At 57.9% G+C, this 15,268-nt stretch carries 15 protein-coding genes and 1 other RNA gene; all 16 read left to right on the top strand.

Translation table 11 applies throughout. The features are described from left to right. Positions 1-2 precede the first annotated feature (2 nt). The 16 genes from HMPREF2710_RS03045 (at position 3) to HMPREF2710_RS02970 (ending at position 15,201) form a co-directional block, all read left to right on the top strand. A complete protein-coding gene (locus HMPREF2710_RS03045; RefSeq protein ID WP_070599448.1) occupies positions 3-2,009 on the top strand; it encodes a glycosyltransferase in 2,007 nt (668 codons plus the stop codon). Further along, complete coding sequence (locus HMPREF2710_RS03040; protein ID WP_012903227.1) at positions 2,006-2,887, top strand: ABC transporter permease; 882 nt, start codon at positions 2,006-2,008, stop codon at positions 2,885-2,887. Before HMPREF2710_RS03045 ends, HMPREF2710_RS03040 begins: the two co-directional genes overlap by 4 nt. Positions 2,888-2,891: 4 nt before the next feature. Continuing rightward, positions 2,892-3,665, top strand: a complete 774-nt coding sequence (locus HMPREF2710_RS03035; protein WP_044150294.1) for an ABC transporter ATP-binding protein — start codon at positions 2,892-2,894, stop codon at positions 3,663-3,665. Between the two features lie 437 nt (positions 3,666-4,102). Next, positions 4,103-5,365, top strand: coding sequence for a TadA family conjugal transfer-associated ATPase (locus HMPREF2710_RS03030; protein WP_070599446.1), 1,263 nt, complete (start codon positions 4,103-4,105; stop codon positions 5,363-5,365). Next, complete coding sequence (locus HMPREF2710_RS03025) at positions 5,365-6,219, top strand: type II secretion system F family protein (protein ID WP_044150297.1); 855 nt, start codon at positions 5,365-5,367, stop codon at positions 6,217-6,219. Before HMPREF2710_RS03030 ends, HMPREF2710_RS03025 begins: the two co-directional genes overlap by 1 nt. Beyond that, on the top strand, positions 6,216-7,148 hold the full coding sequence (locus tag HMPREF2710_RS03020) for a type II secretion system F family protein (protein ID WP_070599444.1): 933 nt from the start codon (positions 6,216-6,218) through the stop codon (positions 7,146-7,148). Before HMPREF2710_RS03025 ends, HMPREF2710_RS03020 begins: the two co-directional genes overlap by 4 nt. 108 nt (positions 7,149-7,256) lie before the next feature. Next, a complete protein-coding gene (locus tag HMPREF2710_RS03015) occupies positions 7,257-7,484 on the top strand; it encodes a hypothetical protein (RefSeq protein ID WP_005505403.1) in 228 nt (75 codons plus the stop codon). Next, positions 7,484-7,939 carry a TadE family protein gene (locus tag HMPREF2710_RS03010; protein WP_070599443.1) on the top strand — a complete coding sequence of 152 codons (456 nt, stop codon included), beginning with the start codon at positions 7,484-7,486 and terminating at the stop codon, positions 7,937-7,939. Before HMPREF2710_RS03015 ends, HMPREF2710_RS03010 begins: the two co-directional genes overlap by 1 nt. Positions 7,940-7,976: 37 nt before the next feature. After that, the gene (locus tag HMPREF2710_RS03005; RefSeq protein WP_239663307.1) at positions 7,977-8,426 is read left to right on the top strand and encodes a pilus assembly protein TadE; all 450 of its coding nucleotides are present in this window, start codon (positions 7,977-7,979) and stop codon (positions 8,424-8,426) included. After that, positions 8,389-9,000 carry a pilus assembly protein TadG-related protein gene (locus tag HMPREF2710_RS09230; RefSeq protein ID WP_083303477.1) on the top strand — a complete coding sequence of 204 codons (612 nt, stop codon included), beginning with the start codon at positions 8,389-8,391 and terminating at the stop codon, positions 8,998-9,000. The genes HMPREF2710_RS03005 and HMPREF2710_RS09230 overlap by 38 nt, the downstream gene beginning before the upstream one ends. Positions 9,001-9,260: 260 nt before the next feature. After that, on the top strand, positions 9,261-10,388 hold the full coding sequence (prfB, locus tag HMPREF2710_RS02995) for a peptide chain release factor 2 (RefSeq protein ID WP_049362115.1): 1,128 nt from the start codon (positions 9,261-9,263) through the stop codon (positions 10,386-10,388). A gap of 19 nt (positions 10,389-10,407) precedes the next feature. After that, entirely contained in the window at positions 10,408-10,902 is a 495-nt protein-coding gene (smpB, locus tag HMPREF2710_RS02990) for an SsrA-binding protein SmpB (protein ID WP_005508591.1), read from the top strand. A 127-nt stretch (positions 10,903-11,029) separates the two neighbouring features. Then, a complete protein-coding gene (locus HMPREF2710_RS02985; RefSeq protein WP_049345767.1) occupies positions 11,030-11,485 on the top strand; it encodes a DUF4190 domain-containing protein in 456 nt (151 codons plus the stop codon). Positions 11,486-11,723: 238 nt separating this feature from the next. Further along, positions 11,724-12,605: a DUF4190 domain-containing protein gene (locus tag HMPREF2710_RS02980; RefSeq protein ID WP_070599441.1), complete on the top strand. Its 882-nt coding sequence runs from the start codon at positions 11,724-11,726 to the stop codon at positions 12,603-12,605. A 324-nt stretch (positions 12,606-12,929) separates the two neighbouring features. Continuing rightward, positions 12,930-13,302, top strand: a transfer-messenger RNA (tmRNA) gene (gene ssrA, locus HMPREF2710_RS02975). 1,293 nt (positions 13,303-14,595) lie between these two features. After that, positions 14,596-15,201 (top strand): hypothetical protein, encoded by a 606-nt coding sequence (locus HMPREF2710_RS02970; RefSeq protein WP_049358974.1) that lies wholly within the window; start codon positions 14,596-14,598, stop codon positions 15,199-15,201. Positions 15,202-15,268: the final 67 nt, after the last annotated feature.

Raw genomic sequence — 15,268 nt, 5'->3', positions numbered from 1 at the left:
CCATGGCTGATAAGACTTTGAAGAACCTGCAGCGGGTTATTTTCCCGAGCGCGGTTGAGACTGACGTCGTGCCCCTGTACGTGGACGCGAGTGTCGCAACCGGCGTTCAGCTGCCCACCCGTATTGACGGCGACGCTTCCACCTCCATTGCGGAGGCGATGAACACCTCCGGTCAGTCTGTGTCGAGCGCCAGCGCGAACCGTGATGCCGCTAACAGCCTGAACAGCCGCCGCTCCATCACCGTGAACGCGGGCCAGAGCCTGTCTTTCGGTACGTACTTCAACGCGTTCCCCGCCTCGTACTGGCGCCGCTGGACTGACCTGCAGAAGGTCGTGCTGAGCGTTCAGACTCGCGGCGAGGGCATGGTCATTGTGTACAAGTCCAACGGCCGTGGCGTGATTCAGCGCGTGGATGCGAAGCTGCTCTCCGGCGAGGAAACCAACACCTTCACGCTGCCCCTGGCACCGTTCGGTGACGGCGGCTGGTACTGGTTCGACCTGGCAGGCACCACCGACCTTGAGCTGGTTGAGGCGAACTGGCTGGGCGACATTGAGCCCCGCGCAGACGTGAAGGCTGGTCAGGCGACCGTGCAGATTACCACCATGAACAAGGTGGAGTACTGCATCAATAACATTCGTGCTCTGGGTGAGAGCCCCGAGATTTTCGATGCTGTGCACGAGTTCCTGATTGTGGACCAGGGTACCCAGAAGGTGCAGGACCACGAGGACTTCGAAGAGGTCGTCAAGCCCCTCTCCGGTAAGTTCCGCATTATCAACCAGGGCAACCTGGGTGGTTCCGGTGGCTTCTCGCGCGGCATGTTCGAGGCTGTCAACAACGGTTCCGATTACGTGCTGCTGCTCGATGACGACGTTATCGTTGAGCCCGAGTCGATTCTGCGTATGGTGACCTTCGCGAACTACTGCAAGGAACCCACCATCGTGGGTGCGCACATGTTCGACATGTTCGACCGTTCGGTTCTGCACGCGTTCGGTGAGGTTGTTGACCCGTGGCGTAACTTCTACGCTAAGCCGCACGATGACATGGCGATGGGCCACAACCTGGGTCACCACAACCTGCGTAACACCCCGTGGCTGCACCGCCGCGTGGACGTGGACTACAACGGCTGGTGGATGTGCCTCATCCCGACCACCGTCATCAAGGAAATCGGTCTGTCCCTGCCTCTGTTCCTGAAGTGGGATGACGCTGAGTACGGTCTGCGCGCTAAGGCCGCGGGCTTCGCTACCGTGTCCTTCCCCGGTGCGGGCGTGTGGCACGTGTCCTGGACCGATAAGGATGACTCCGTCGGCTGGCAGGCGTACTACCACGAGCGCAACCGCCTCATTACGGCGCTGCTGCACTCGCCCTTCGATAAGGGTGGCCGCGTGCTGCTGGAGTCCCTGTTCTTGGACGTCAAGCACACCCTGTCCATGCAGTACTACACCGAGGCTGGCCGCCTGATGGCGCTGGAGGATCTGCTCTCCGGCCCCGAGCACCTGCACCCCTCGCTCTCGCAGCGTCTGCCGGTGATTCGTGCGATGGCTAAGGAGTACCCGGAGTCTCAGGTGAAGCCGAACGTGGATGATTTCCCGGCTATCCAGACGAAGAAGCCTCCGTTCCGTGGCCGCCGCGCCTTTGCGTCCCCCGGTTACAAGAAGCTTGCTTCCTGGACCGCGAAGACTGTTGCTCGTCAGCTGCTCAAGCCGGTGAGTGAAGAGGCGAAGGCTCACCCGCAGATTCAGCTGAACTACGGTGAGACCAACTGGTGGACCCTGTCGAAGTTCGATTCGGCTCTGGCGACTAACGCTGAGGGTACCGGTCTGTTCTGGTACCGCCGCGATCCCGAGCAGCTCAAGTCGAAGCTGGCTCAGGCCGCTAAGCTGCACGTTCAGCTGGTGACCGGTTGGGATAAGCTGCGTGAGCAGTACCGTTCGAAGGCTGCTGAGGTTGCCTCCTACGATGCGTGGGCTAAGACCTTCGCTGAGCATACGGATTCTGAGCTGACCCGATGAACGATCTGAAGTCTGTTCCCCTGAAGGCGCCCGGCCGTGGGCGCGGCATCCTGGATGCGGTGAAGAACCGCTACCTGCTTCGACTGCTGGTCGATAAGGAAATCCAGGTCCGCTACCGCGGCTCGGTGCTGGGCATTTTGTGGTCGTACATTAAGCCGGGTGTGCAGTTCCTGGTGTTCTACATTGCCATGGGTATGTTCCTTGGCTTGGAACGCGGTATGCACAACTATGCGGTGTACCTGTTCTCGGGCATGATTGCCATTAACTTCTTCTCGGAGGGTTTTGGTAATGGTGCTCGCGCCATGGTGGTTAACAGCGCGCTGATTCGTAAGATTTACCTGCCGCGTGAGCTGTTCTCGCTGTCGACGGTGTGGGTGGCTCTGGTGCATTTTGTGCCTCAGATTGCTGTGATGCTGCTGGCCTGCTTCTTGGTGGGTTGGTCCCCGACCTTCCTGGCGTTTGGGTCGATTCTGGCGGGCATGCTGATTGTGATGATGCTGTCCTATGGTCTGGGTTTGATTTTCGGTGTGGCGAACGTGTTCTTCCGCGATTCGGAGAACATTGTGGACATGCTGCTGATGGTGGCTACCTGGTTCTCGCCGGTGCTGTACTCCTGGACCATGGTGCGTGACACTCTCTATCCGTGGGTGTTCAACGTGTTCATGCTTAATCCGCTGACCGTTGCGGTGGAGCTGTTCCACTATGGCTTCTGGCATCCGACGCTCCGTCCTGAGGATTTGGCGCTTCCTGCTTCGCAGGTGGTTCCGCATCTTTTCAGCTTCTGGACTCCGATTGCCCTTGGTATTTCTCTGCTGACCGTTTTGATTGGTGATTTGCTCTTCCGTAAGTTTGAGGGCAACTTCGCCCAGGAGCTCTGATTCTGTGGATATTAAGAAGCTTGAGTTCCCGCCGGTGAGCCCGGACGCTCCCGTGGTGATTCACGTGGAGAATTTGGTGAAGCGCTTCGTTCTGCGCCACACCCGTTCGATGAAGGAAGCTTTTGTGTGGCTGATTAAGGGCCGCAAGGGTGATCTTTCGGAGAAGTTCAATGCGCTCAACGGCGTGAGCCTGGACATTCGTCAGGGTGAGCGTGTGGCTCTTCTGGGTCTGAACGGCTCGGGTAAGTCCACGCTGCTGAAGATGATTTCTGGCGTGATGCGCGCCGATGAGGGTGAGGTTCTCACTCGCGGCAATATTGCGGGTCTGATTGAGGTGGGCGCTGGTTTCCACCCGGATCTGACTGGCCGCGATAACGTGTACCTCAACGGCGCGATCTTGGGTATGTCCAAGGAGGAGATTGAGGCTTCCTTCGATTCGATTGTGGATTTCGCTGAGATTCACGACTTTATCGATACCGAGGTGAAGTTCTACTCTTCGGGTATGTACCTGCGTCTGGCGTTCTCGGTTGCGGTTCATACGAACCCGGATATCTTCCTGGTGGATGAGATTCTTGCGGTGGGCGATGAGCCGTTCCAGAAGAAGTGTATTGCGAAGATTCAGGAGCTGTGCTCTGCCGGTAAGACTCTTGCCGTGGTGAGCCATGACCTGGATTTGGTTTCTAAGATTTGTGACCGCGGCGTGGTGCTGGAGCACGGTAACCTGCGTTTTGACGGTCCGATTAAGGAAGCTGTGAAGGTGATTCGTGGTGGCGACTAGCCGCTAGGTGATTGCTTGTGATGGGGCGTGTATTCCCGATGGGGGAGTGCACGCCCCTTTACTGTGCCCGAAAGTTGTTGCTTCGGGATGGGGTGCGATGCTGCAAGATGGCGGCTGCGAGTGTTTTAAGACGAAATGTTACGTGTGCACCAAGTGCAACATGGCTGCGGTGGGCGGTAAGGGGTTCGAGGGGTGCGCGTGCAGCTGTTCTGCAAGTCACAGCTGACTAGGCGTTTTGAATGTTGGTGCACGTTGGGTAACAATATGTGCAATTCCATGCATCAAAAATACTCAAATACTATACTCGTAAATATTAAGGGGCGTTTTATTACATTTTGATAAATTTGATGCGCTGAGGGTAGGGTGATGATGGCATTGATATATCAATGCTTCACCGTATTCCACACAACCACACCACACAGCATCGGATCATTTCAATGGAGAACACCGTACTGGATACCCGGGCGGAGCATCTAACTCTGCTCGAGGAGAATATCCGTGAGGCAATGCGCCACCGCAGCCTGGACCCGCACGAGGACCAGCATGCCGTTCGCGGGCTCATTGACGAGCACCTGAACGATTACGAACAGCGACGCACCCGCATCTCCCTGCCCGATTTGGGCGACCGTGAATCCGTGATTCAGCGCCTGCATGATGAAATCTGCGGCTTCGGCGTGATTCAGCCGTTCCTTGATGATGAGAGCGTTGAAGAGATCTGGATTAACTCTCCCGACGAAGTCTTTATCGCCCGTAACGGCGAAAGCGAATTGACCGGTCTGCACCTGAGCGCCGAGGCTATCAATAGCTTGCTGGAGCGCATGCTCAAGCCTTCGGGTCGCCGTGTGGATCTTTCCTCCCCGTTTGTTGATGCATCCCTGCCGGATGGATCCCGCTTGCACGCGGTGATTCCGGATATTACCCGCAGGCACACGAGCATCAACATCCGTAAGTTCGTGGTGCGTGCCCGCCGCCTGCCCGATCTGGTGCGCATGAACTCGCTGAGTGCTGGCGCGGCGTCCCTGCTGCATGCGGCAGTGGAGAGCGGCATGAACATCCTCGTTTCGGGCGCAACCCAGGCGGGTAAGACCACGATGCTGAACTGCCTGTCGGCATCCATTCCTCCGCGTGAGCGCGTGATTACGTGCGAAGAAATTTTTGAGCTCGCGGTTCCGCTCCGCGATGTGGTGGGTCTGCAGTGCCGCCAGCCGAACCTTGAGGGCACCGGCGCGATTGAGTTGCGCCGCCTGGTCAAGGAGGCTCTGCGTATGCGCCCGGACCGCATCCTCATTGGTGAGGTGCGCGAGGCGGAATCCCTGGACATGCTCATTGCGCTCAACGCGGGTCTGCCTGGCATGTGCACGATTCACGCGAACTCGGCACGTGACGCGGTGACCAAGATTTGTACCCTGCCGCTGCTGGCAGGCGAGAATATCTCCTCGGCGTTCGTGGTGCCGACCGTGGCGTCCTGCTTTGACATTGTGGTGCATTGCGGCCGCGATTCGCGCGGTCAGCGCCAGGTCGAAGAGATCAGCATGCTGGGCGGCCGCGTTGAGGACGGCGTGATTGAGATGTCCCCGCTGTTTGTGCGCCGTGACGGTCAGATGGTGTGCGTGGCGTTGGAGCTGCCGAACCCGGACCGTTGGATTCGTGCCGGTCACCGCCCCGAGCAGGTGCTGGCTGCGGCGAAGGCGGGTCAGTAATGCCCCTGTTTCTGAGCCTGATTTTGGGGTTGGGCGTCTGTCTGATTTACCTTTCCTGCTTTCCTGATAACGGCAAGCCGCCGAAGCCGAGTAATGACCCGGCGCTGGTTGTGGCGTTGCGTAAGGCGGGTATGCATTCGCTGACTCCTCGCACGTTCATGTGGGTGAGCGTTGCCAGCGGCGTGACTGCCTCGGTGTTGTTGCTGATGGTCACTCAGCTGCTACCGTTGGGTCTGCTGGGCCTGATTGGTGGTTTTGTGGCGCCTCGTGTGGTCGTGAATCATCGTGCTCGCGCGGCGGATGCCCGTATTTGGCAGTTGTGGCCGGATGCGGTGGACCACCTGCGTTCGGCGATTCGTGCGGGCCTGTCCCTGCCGGAGGCGCTGATTCAGCTTTCATACCGCGGCCCGGAAGAGTTGCGTGATGCCTTTGCCCATTTTTCGCGTGATTACCGTGCGTCGGGTGAGTTTGTGCCGTCGCTGAACCGTTTGAAGGAGTACCTTTCTGACCCTGTGGCGGACACCATCATTGAGGCTTTGAAGATTGCCCGCGAGGTGGGCGGTTCGGACCTGGGCAAGCTGCTGGGCACGCTCAGCGATTTTCTGCGCGATAATGCCCGCACCCGCTCGGAGCTTCTGGCCCGCCAATCCTGGACAGTGAATGCGGCTCGCCTCTCCTGCGTGGCGCCCTGGTTTGTGCTGTGTCTGATGGCGACTCAGCCTGCCGCGCGCATGGTTTATAACTCCTTTGCCGGTGCGATGCTGATGATTGCCGGTGCCGCTATTTCTTTGGCGGCGTACCGTCTGATGCTGCGTATTGGTGAGTTGCCGCGTGAACGGAGGGTTTTCGGGTGAACCTGCCTCTGATTTTTAGTCTGCTGCTGGCGGCCGGTGTGGGTCTGATTCTTTCCTCGGTGCTCAATACTCGCAGCATTTCGTTCTCGGATCGTGTGGCGTCGCAGCTGCGCGGTGAGACTCTGCGTGAGTCGTTGTTGAAGGAGCAGGAGCGTCGTGAGCCGAGCCTGCTGGAGGCGATTTCGGCGTTCTGCGCGCCGCTGCTTCGTTCGCTGTCTTCGTCGCTGAGCGGCTCGTCGTTGAGTGATAGTTCGGTGCAGGAGCGTCTGCGTCGTGCTGGCTCTTCGCAGAGTGTGAGCGCGTTTCGTGCTGAGCAGCTGCTGTGGGCTCTTGCCGGTGTGACCGTCATGAGTGCCCTGACCGTTATCGGTGTGGTGCAGGAGCGTTTCTCTATCCTGGTGGCTCTTGTGCTGGTGCTGGTGAGTGGTTTGAGCGGCTTTCTGGCGCGTGACTGGTGGCTGGGTGAGGCGGTGACTAAGCGTGAGAAGCAACTGGTTGCTGAGTTCCCGGCGCTGGCGGAGATGATGGCTCTGTCGGTAACGGCGGGCGAGTCGGCGCTGGCGGCTTTGGAGCGTATCTGTTTGACCTCTCGCGGCGAGTTGGCTCGTGAGTTTTCTGAGATTTTGGCGCAGACCCGCACCGGCGTTTCGCTGCTGAGTGCGTTGCAGGAGTTCGCGGAGCGTACTCGCGTTCCGGCGTTGAGCCGCTTCGTTGAGGGTATTGCTGTTGCGATTGAGCGCGGTACCCCTCTGGCTGATGTGTTGCGTGCGCAGGCTCAGGATGTGCGCGATAACGCTAAGCGTGAGCTGATGGAAACAGCCGGTAAGAAGGAGATCGCGATGCTCGCCCCGGTGGTGTTTTTCATCCTGCCGCTGACCGTAATTTTTGCGGTCTTCCCGGGCCTGTCGCTCATGCGTTTGAACTTTTAGATTTTGCGGCGGGTACACACCGTACCGGCTGCACCGCGGTGGGCTGGGCTGATTGCCCGGCGCGCCGCACCAACCACACACTACACCCTTTGATAGAAGGAGAAAATCATGTTCCGTCGTTTCCGCACCACCCTCACCGTGCTGATTGCCCTGGCTATCGCATCCGTGCTGGCTCTGCGCCTGAAGAACAAGCAGGATGACCCCGAGCGCGGCGACGTGCCCGGCTGGGTCATGATTACCATGATGAGCGCCGTGCTGGTTGCCGCTATCTTGGCGATTGCTCAGCCCGCTCTGACCAAGATGTTCAACGACGCGATTGCTCTGGTTCACCAGTAATGCGTAAGCCCCGCATCGCTTCTGCGCTGACTGCCGCTGAGCTATCCTCCGCGGAATATTCTGTGGAGGAGAGCGAGCGCGGCGACGCCAGCACGGAATTCGTCATGGTCGGTGCGCTGTTGGTGTTGCTGACCATGGCGATTCTGCAGGTTTCTTTCGCCCTGTATGCACGAACCATGTTGGTGGATGCTGCGGCGGCTGGGGCACGTTACGGTACGATGCGTGACCGCACTCCGCAGGAGGGCATGGAGCGTACCCGTCAGATGATTGAGGGGGTTCTTCCGTCTTCGTATGCTGAGAATATTTCGTACCGTCAGAGTAGTGATTCTACGGGCGTGCGCACTTTGGAGGTGACGGTGAAGTCTCCGTTGCCGGTGCTGGGCCCGTGGGGTTTTCCGGATTCTATTGAGGTGAAGGGGCATGCGATTTATGCGGAGCATCGTTCCGGTGATTAGTGGCTTTTCGCTTCGGCAGCGGGTGAAGGAACGCCTGATGAGCCGCTCTGACCGGCCTCTTTCTAACCAGCACAATCCTGAAGAGGGTAGCGCCATTGTGGAGTTCCTGGGTTTGGGTATTACTCTGCTCATCCCGGTGCTCTACGGCATTCTGACGATTTTTAGCTTGCAGTCTTCGGTGATGGCGGCTCATGCGGCGAGCGCCCAGGTGGTGCTGTATGTGCAGGAGCAGCCGCAGGATTCGTCGGTGGGCCCGGATTTGGCTAAGCGTCTGGCGGTGCACGCCGCAGCGGATTACGGGGTTGACCCGTCCGATGTGAGCGTGTCGTTGAGCTGTTCGTCGGGGGAGTGCGTCTCGGGTACGAAGGCGTACGCCACGGTGACGGTTCAGGCGCGTCTGCCGCTGCTGCCTTCGTTTATGGGTGGCGGCGTGATTCCGGTGAGTTCTCATGCGACGAGTTGGGGGTCTGGTCATGCTGATTCCTAATGGTTCGTCGGCTCGCCTGCTTTCCTCTGTGTGGGAGCGATACGCTAACGCACACCGTCGGGCTCGTGCCCACATGCAGGCTCGTGCCCGTGCGCAGAGGCGGGCGCTCGCCTCAGGCCGCCTCGACTCTGACCCGCTCGCATCAGGCCGCCTCGCCTCAAACCCGGAAGAGGGCAGCATTGCCCCGCTGATTGTGGGCATGCTGGCGTTGCTGTTGCTCATCGGTTCGGTGACTGTGGCGATTACGGGCGCGTATCTGCAGACTCAGCATCTGCAGGATGTGGCGGACGCTCAGGCGAACTCGATTACCCGCACGATGCGCACTCCGGATGAGGCGAGTGGTTCGGCGGCGTGGGAGTATGCGAGTGCGTACTTGGCTGAGGTTCAGCCGGGGCAGGATTTTCAGGCGTTGCGTCTGGAGAATGTGTCCGTGGATTCTGATCAGAGCGTGCACGTGTACCTGTCGGCTCGTATTCGTCCGCCGCTGCTGTCGATTCTGGTGCCTGATGGTATTGAGGTGACCGCTCATGGTTCGTCGCGTTTGAAGATGAGCCAGGGCCCATCCACCGATTAGTGCGTCCATCAACGGCGCACGGGCATATCGGCGACGGGCTTATCGGCTCACCCGCTTATTGGCGTGTTGTGAGCCCCATAGACTGCGAGGGTGCATCCGCAAGGTAGTGTAACGGCTAGCGGATGCGCCCTCGTTTTGCATTCTTTTACATTTTCGTTCCGCGGCTTCTGCCCTCTAACCACCCTGTCCTTCTGCGCTGTGGGCTGTTGCGGGCTGTAACGGCGGGACTTTCTGGCAGTTTCGCGATAGTGTTAAAAGCTATGGCATCCTTCGACTTTTCTGCTGAGATTAAAGAGCTTCGCGCGATCTTCGACTCTATTGCTGCTGTGAGCGATATTGAGGGGATTGAGCGCGCCATTGAGGACCTGTCTGCGCAGGCTGCCGCACCCGATTTGTGGGATGACGTGGAGAACGCGCAGAAGGTCACGAGCGCACTGTCGTATAAGCAGTCAGAGCTGAACCGTTTGCGTTCGCTGTCTTCTCGCATTGATGATGTTGAGGTGATGGTGGAGCTTGCCGAAGCGGAGGATGAGGAGACTGCCGCCGAGCTGCTCGCTGATGCTGAACGTGAGTGCGGTGAGATCCGCGCCAAGCTGGAAGAGCTTGAGGTGCTGGTGCTGCTGTCGGGTGAGTACGATCAGCGTGAGGCTGTGGTGACAATCCGTTCGGGCGCCGGCGGCGTGGATGCTGCTGATTTCGCGGAGATGCTGCTGCGCATGTACCTGCGTTGGGCGGAGAAGAACGGCTACCCGACGAAGGTTCTGGACACCTCCTACGCTGAGGAGGCGGGCCTGAAATCTGTGACCTTTGAGGTCAACGCACCGTACGCTTTTGGTCGTCTGTCGGTGGAGGCGGGTACTCACCGTCTGGTGCGTATTTCGCCGTTCGATAATCAGGGCCGCCGCCAGACCTCGTTTGCGGCGGTTGAGGTGATTCCTCTGATTGAGCAGACGGATGCTATTGAGATTCCCGAGTCTGAGATTAAGGTGGATGTGTTCCGCTCCTCGGGCCCGGGTGGTCAGTCGGTGAATACGACGGATTCGGCGGTGCGTATGACTCACTTGCCGACCGGTATTGTGGTGTCGATGCAGAATGAGAAGTCGCAGTTGCAGAACCGTGCGGCGGCTTTGCGTGTGCTGCAGTCTCGCCTGTTGCTGTTGCGTAAGGAGCAGGAGGACGCGAAGAAGAAGGAGCTTGCCGGTGATATTAAGGCAAGCTGGGGCGATCAGATGCGCTCCTATGTTCTGCATCCGTACCAGATGGTGAAGGATCTGCGTACCGGCTATGAGGAGGGTAATACCTCTAATGTTTTGGATGGCGGTTTGAACGCCTTTATTGATGCTGGTATTCGCTGGCGTGCTTCGGGGCGCGCGGCTGAAGAGAGCTAAGACGTATAAGGATTGAGTGATGGCTCAGAAAAAGAAGAAAGACGCGAAGAAGGACCCGAATAACGCGATTATTGCCCAGAATAAGAAGGCTCGCCACAACTACAACATTGTGGATACCTATGAGGCGGGTATTGTTCTGCTGGGTACTGAGGTGAAGTCTCTGCGTGATGGTGGGGCGTCCATTGTGGATGGTTTCTGCCAGGTGACCGATAACGAGTTGTGGCTCGAGGGTATTCATATTGCGGAGTATGGTTACGGTACGTGGACGAACCATGCGGCTCGTCGTCGCCGTAAGCTACTGCTGCATCGTTCTGAGATTAATAAGTTGGCGCAGAAGCTGAAGGAGACCGGTTACACGGTGGTTCCGTTGAAGCTGTACTTCTCGAATGGTCGTGCGAAGGTTGAGATTGCTTTGGCGACCGGTAAGCGTGAGTACGATAAGCGTCAGGCTTTGCGTGAGCGTCAGGATGACCTGGAGGCGCGCCGCGCGATGCGTTACCGCAACCTCGGCTAGGGCTGAGGCAACAGCGGGATGCACGGCTGATTCGGTGACTGCTGGTAGGGGCAGGGCGCGGTTCCTCGCGTATAATGGTTGAAAATTCGCGGTGTACCGCGAGCACCATACGTTTTTGAGGAGACACATGTCTGAGAACCCGAACTACCAGCAGAACCCGGGCGAGTTCATCCCCGCACCGCAGCAGGCACCGGCATACAACATGCAGGGTGGCTACCCCGGCTACCAGCCGACTCCGAGCTCGGCTCTGGCGATTGCTTCGCTGATTCTGGGTATTATTGGTCTGCTCACTGGCTTGATGTTTTTTGGTGCTGTTCTGGGCCTGGTCGGCGTGATCCTGGGTATTGTTGCTCTGGTGAAGGTGAAGAACGGTACCGCATCCGGTAAGGGCATGGCGATTGGTGGTATTGTCACCGGCGCGCTGGGCATGATTGCTGCTGCTGCTATGATGGTGCTCGGCATTGTTCTTGCGAGCCAGTGCGTTGAGAACGCGGTGCAGGATTCGAACGGTAACTACGTGTGCACCATGGCCGGTCAGACCATGACTCTGACTCCCGAGGACTACGACGCTGCCCGCCGTTAAATCACGTTGAGTCTTTGAACCGTTGAGGGACCGAATAGTGTTGAACTATTCGGTCCCTTGCTCTTTTTCTGCGCTGAATCTGCCCGATTGGTGGATTCTGGGGGATGATTCTGGAATCTTGGACTTCATAGATGACCCCAATGACGGCTTATTTATATAATGGAACCGAACTCAGCGCGCAATGGTGCGTTGGGCGAGTATAAATTGTTCGCTGCAACTGTGAAGGAAAGAACGACGGATGTCTGAGAATAACTACGGAAACAACCAGGGGAACGCGCAGAACCCCTACGCTGCTCAGCAGCCTAATTCTTCCGCCCAGAGCTCGTACGGTCAGGATTACGGCCAGGCTCCTTCGGCACAGAACACCTACGGCCAGGATTACGGTCAGAGCGCATCCGCTCAGAACACCTACGGTCAGGCTCAGCAGCAGAACGCTACTCCGCAGAACTCGACCCAGCAGAACCAGTACGGTCAGTTCGGTGCGCAGCCTTCTTCGCAGAATGCTTACGGCCAGAACGCTGCTCAGGGTACCTCTGCCCAGGGTGCTTCGGCTCAGAACACCTACGGCCAGCAGCAGTACGGCTACGGTCAGGACGCCTCCTACCAGGCGCAGCCCGCTCAGCAGAACCAGTACGGTTACGGCCAGGACGCCTCCTACCAGGCGCAGCCCGCTGACTACAACTACCAGCAGAACTCATACCAGCAGCAGCCTCAGCAGGACGCTTACGGTTACGGTCAGCCCGCGGGTTACCCGTATGCGGCTCCCGTGACGAAGAAGGCTCCCGGCATGGCGCTGGCGGCGATGATTCTCGGTATTGCGGCTGTGCTGACCGGTTTCTTCGTGTTCGGTGCCCTGCTGGGTATCGCTGCGATTATTCTGGGCGCCCTGTCCCTGAAGAAGGTCAAGGAAGTTGGCGCGGGTAAGGCATTCGCACTGACCGGTATTATCACCGGTGCGGTGTCTGTCCTGATTTCGATTTGTATGCTTTTCGTATTCATTTCTTTCTATCAGACCACTGAGAAATGCCTTGAGGTTGGTACCGAGGACGGTCACGGTAACGTGGTCTGCCAGATTGGTGACAACCCGAACAACCGCATGACTGTTTCTGCGCGCCACTAAGGTTTGACCGCCTAGCACGGTACACGAACGGGGTGAGGCTCCCAGAATATCTGGGGTGCCTCACACCCCGTTTGCTGTGCCCGTCGTTGAGCCGGGTGTGTGCGGTGGAGGAGCGCTCGCCGGGTTCTCTGCAGGTGTTCTCTGTAAGTATCCGCCGGCTGTGTTCTCTGTCAGTGAGAGCGTCGTGTATGCGGGGTGGGGGACTTGCACACCGTTAAACACCTCCGATATACTGAATCTCTACCGTGTTTGAATGGCACCGCGGCATCAAGGTATGTTGAGGAAAACTTTCAGAAGACGGTGGGCTTTTTGATAAAAGCATAGGGGGATGATCGGTTTCGACGATGTGAGTTGAGATGGGTGAAGCGTGCCGAGGATGCAGGGTTATCTCGTTAACGCCCTCTGCAAAAAATTAAGTGCAGAATCTAAGCGCACTGACTTCGCACTCGCTGCCTAAGCGCGAGTTGCCGTCTGTCGGCCTGAGCATGCCTTTGGCTCAGTTACCGGCATCGACTTAAAAGGCCACTGCTGCTAGCCCTTGTTGCGGGGGTTAGTGGGACTTTTACGTAACTAGGTTCGTCGGTATATGTGTTTATGCAAGTACCGGAGCCGAAAAGTAGCGTTCGCATAAACTGCGCACGGAGAAGCCCCGTTGACGCCACATCGGACCGGGGTTCGATTCCCCGCATCTCCACGATCTCCCAACCGCCCGCTCACCTTCACGGGTGTGCGGCGGTGATAATCGGTTCCAATCCAGAGGAAGAACCGCGGTAGGTTTCTACCACCCGGCAGGACGCCCCACGGCGTCACCTGCCGGGTATTTTTATGCCCAATTGTCGGTCTGTTCTGGGGTGTACCGGCGTGCTCGTGGGTTGGGCGTCAAAAAGTTTGGGCTAACGTCAAAAAGTATGGGCTGGCGTCGAAAGGTTTAGACGGACAACATCTTCATCCGCACCGACCCTGCCGGGACCATCAAACCCGACAAAGAAAAATCCACCGAGAAGATCGACGGCGTGGTGGCCACCATCATGGGCCTCGACCGCGCGATTAAATGCGGCAGCGGACCCGACACTGAGAGCGTGCATGACAGAAGAAGCATATTTTTCATGTAATGTAAATTTACGTGTTACATCTGGCGAGACTCTCTGATAGACTGCTGAGTAGTGATGTAAGATACATCACTATGTGACGTGGGAATGCAATCACAACCGCAATTTCTGCTTGGAATTGGGGGCTAGCTGCTTCCACGATTGCAAGAGCTTTAGGGTCAGCATTTGTTGGTGGTTTTGGAAAAGCCCTTGGAGGTCCGGCAGCAATTGCCGCTGCGCTAGCTGTTGCAGCAGTGTCCTGCACTCTCACTCTTTAACCTGGGAGAGGTCCAATGCGTACGAAGAATATATTTACACTAGGATTTTTTCTCACTATTGTTCCGGTGTTCTGGGTGATTATCTCATTTGCCAGAGACGGGGAGTTCTTTAATCCAGTATCAATTCTAAGTGCAATTTTAGGAGGTCTTTTGGTCACTTTTGCAGCCAGAAGGACGCTTGAGAGTGATTCAAAGTTCCCTAAGGGACCCCCTAAAGGACCTAGTGTGTAAAACATCGCTTAGAAGTTTCTAAGAGGAAGAACCGCGGTAGGTTTCTACCACCCGGCAGGACGCCCCACGGCGTCACCTGCCGGGTATTTTTATGCCCAATTGGTCGGTCCTGTATTGTCGGTCCTGTGCTGAGGTGCACCGGCGTGCACGAGGGTGCTCAGGTGACCGCATTGTAATGAGAACGCCATCAGAGAAGACGAAAACGCACCCTATGGCGTAGTATCGAAGGGTAGATATCGTTGTTCGGTGTTGATTGTTCATTCAATCTCACCGGCAACATTCGAGAGCAACCACAGAGCCACCAAACGAGCCACAGAATAGCCGGTCATAGGGACGCCGCCGCTACGACGCGGCAGCTACACAGCCGCTATGACGACCACTCAAGGACACACCATGGAAAACCAGATTCCCGCCCCCTCCTTCCCGGAGCAGAACAACGCAAACTCCCCGCAGCCGGTACCTGCAGGCGTAGCACCCGGTGCTCCCCTCGGCGCTGCACCCGCCGGCCCCGCCCTGGGCATGGCACCCGCTAACGTGCGCGACCGCGACGACAGCTACCAGCGCATCCCGGACATCTACCGGGTACCGGCTGAGCACCGCCGCCCCTACGGCGAGACCACCGGCGACTTCCGCGGCCCCGGCTACTTCTACTCCATCGGCGCGTTCGGTGCCTCCCTGGGTGCCCTGGCGCTGACCCTCTACGCGTGGGTTCAGGTCGCGGCACTCCACGCTGAGGCAAGGACCAGCTCCGGCGGTTACAGCTCCTCTGCTTATAGCTCCAATCTGAGCCTGAGCCCCAACATCATGGTGATTGCTCTGCTGCTCGTGGGCCTAATCCCGGTGGGTGTCTCGATCTGGCTTGCCATCTACTCGGCGAAGGTGAACGCCGGTCACACCACCAAGTACACCTCGAAGATGACAACCTTCAACATTCTGGCGTACATCATCTCGGGTCTGAGCCTGCTGGGTCTGCTCGGCACCCTCACGATGCTGTCCTAAAACAGGCAACGCTTGCTCTCATAGCGATAATAGCGAGGCGGCGGCTTTCCACTATCGGAAAGCCGCC

Origin of the sequence: Rothia sp. HMSC069D01, from assembly GCF_001810135.1 — a bacterium.
Classification (GTDB): Bacteria; Actinomycetota; Actinomycetes; order Actinomycetales; family Micrococcaceae; genus Rothia.
The sequence above is the reverse complement of the archived record's forward strand: the minus strand, read 5'-3'. Positions and strand labels throughout refer to the sequence as shown.

Bases quoted from the DNA above. Each gene is read 5' to 3' on its own strand.
- HMPREF2710_RS02970 (WP_049358974.1), top strand. From the start codon at position 14,596: ATGGAAAACCAGATTCCCGCCCCCTCCTTCCCGGAGCAGAACAACGCA.
- HMPREF2710_RS09230 (WP_083303477.1), top strand. From the start codon at position 8,389: ATGCGACGAGTTGGGGGTCTGGTCATGCTGATTCCTAATGGTTCGTCG.
- HMPREF2710_RS02980 (WP_070599441.1), top strand. From the start codon at position 11,724: ATGTCTGAGAATAACTACGGAAACAACCAGGGGAACGCGCAGAACCCC.
- HMPREF2710_RS03040 (WP_012903227.1), top strand. From the start codon at position 2,006: ATGAACGATCTGAAGTCTGTTCCCCTGAAGGCGCCCGGCCGTGGGCGC.
- HMPREF2710_RS03030 (WP_070599446.1), top strand. From the start codon at position 4,103: ATGGAGAACACCGTACTGGATACCCGGGCGGAGCATCTAACTCTGCTC.
- HMPREF2710_RS03005 (WP_239663307.1), top strand. From the start codon at position 7,977: ATGAGCCGCTCTGACCGGCCTCTTTCTAACCAGCACAATCCTGAAGAG.
- HMPREF2710_RS03010 (WP_070599443.1), top strand. From the start codon at position 7,484: ATGCGTAAGCCCCGCATCGCTTCTGCGCTGACTGCCGCTGAGCTATCC.
- HMPREF2710_RS03045 (WP_070599448.1), top strand. From the start codon at position 3: ATGGCTGATAAGACTTTGAAGAACCTGCAGCGGGTTATTTTCCCGAGC.
- HMPREF2710_RS02985 (WP_049345767.1), top strand. From the start codon at position 11,030: ATGTCTGAGAACCCGAACTACCAGCAGAACCCGGGCGAGTTCATCCCC.
- smpB (WP_005508591.1), top strand. From the start codon at position 10,408: ATGGCTCAGAAAAAGAAGAAAGACGCGAAGAAGGACCCGAATAACGCG.
- HMPREF2710_RS03015 (WP_005505403.1), top strand. From the start codon at position 7,257: ATGTTCCGTCGTTTCCGCACCACCCTCACCGTGCTGATTGCCCTGGCT.
- HMPREF2710_RS03025 (WP_044150297.1), top strand. From the start codon at position 5,365: ATGCCCCTGTTTCTGAGCCTGATTTTGGGGTTGGGCGTCTGTCTGATT.
- prfB (WP_049362115.1), top strand. From the start codon at position 9,261: ATGGCATCCTTCGACTTTTCTGCTGAGATTAAAGAGCTTCGCGCGATC.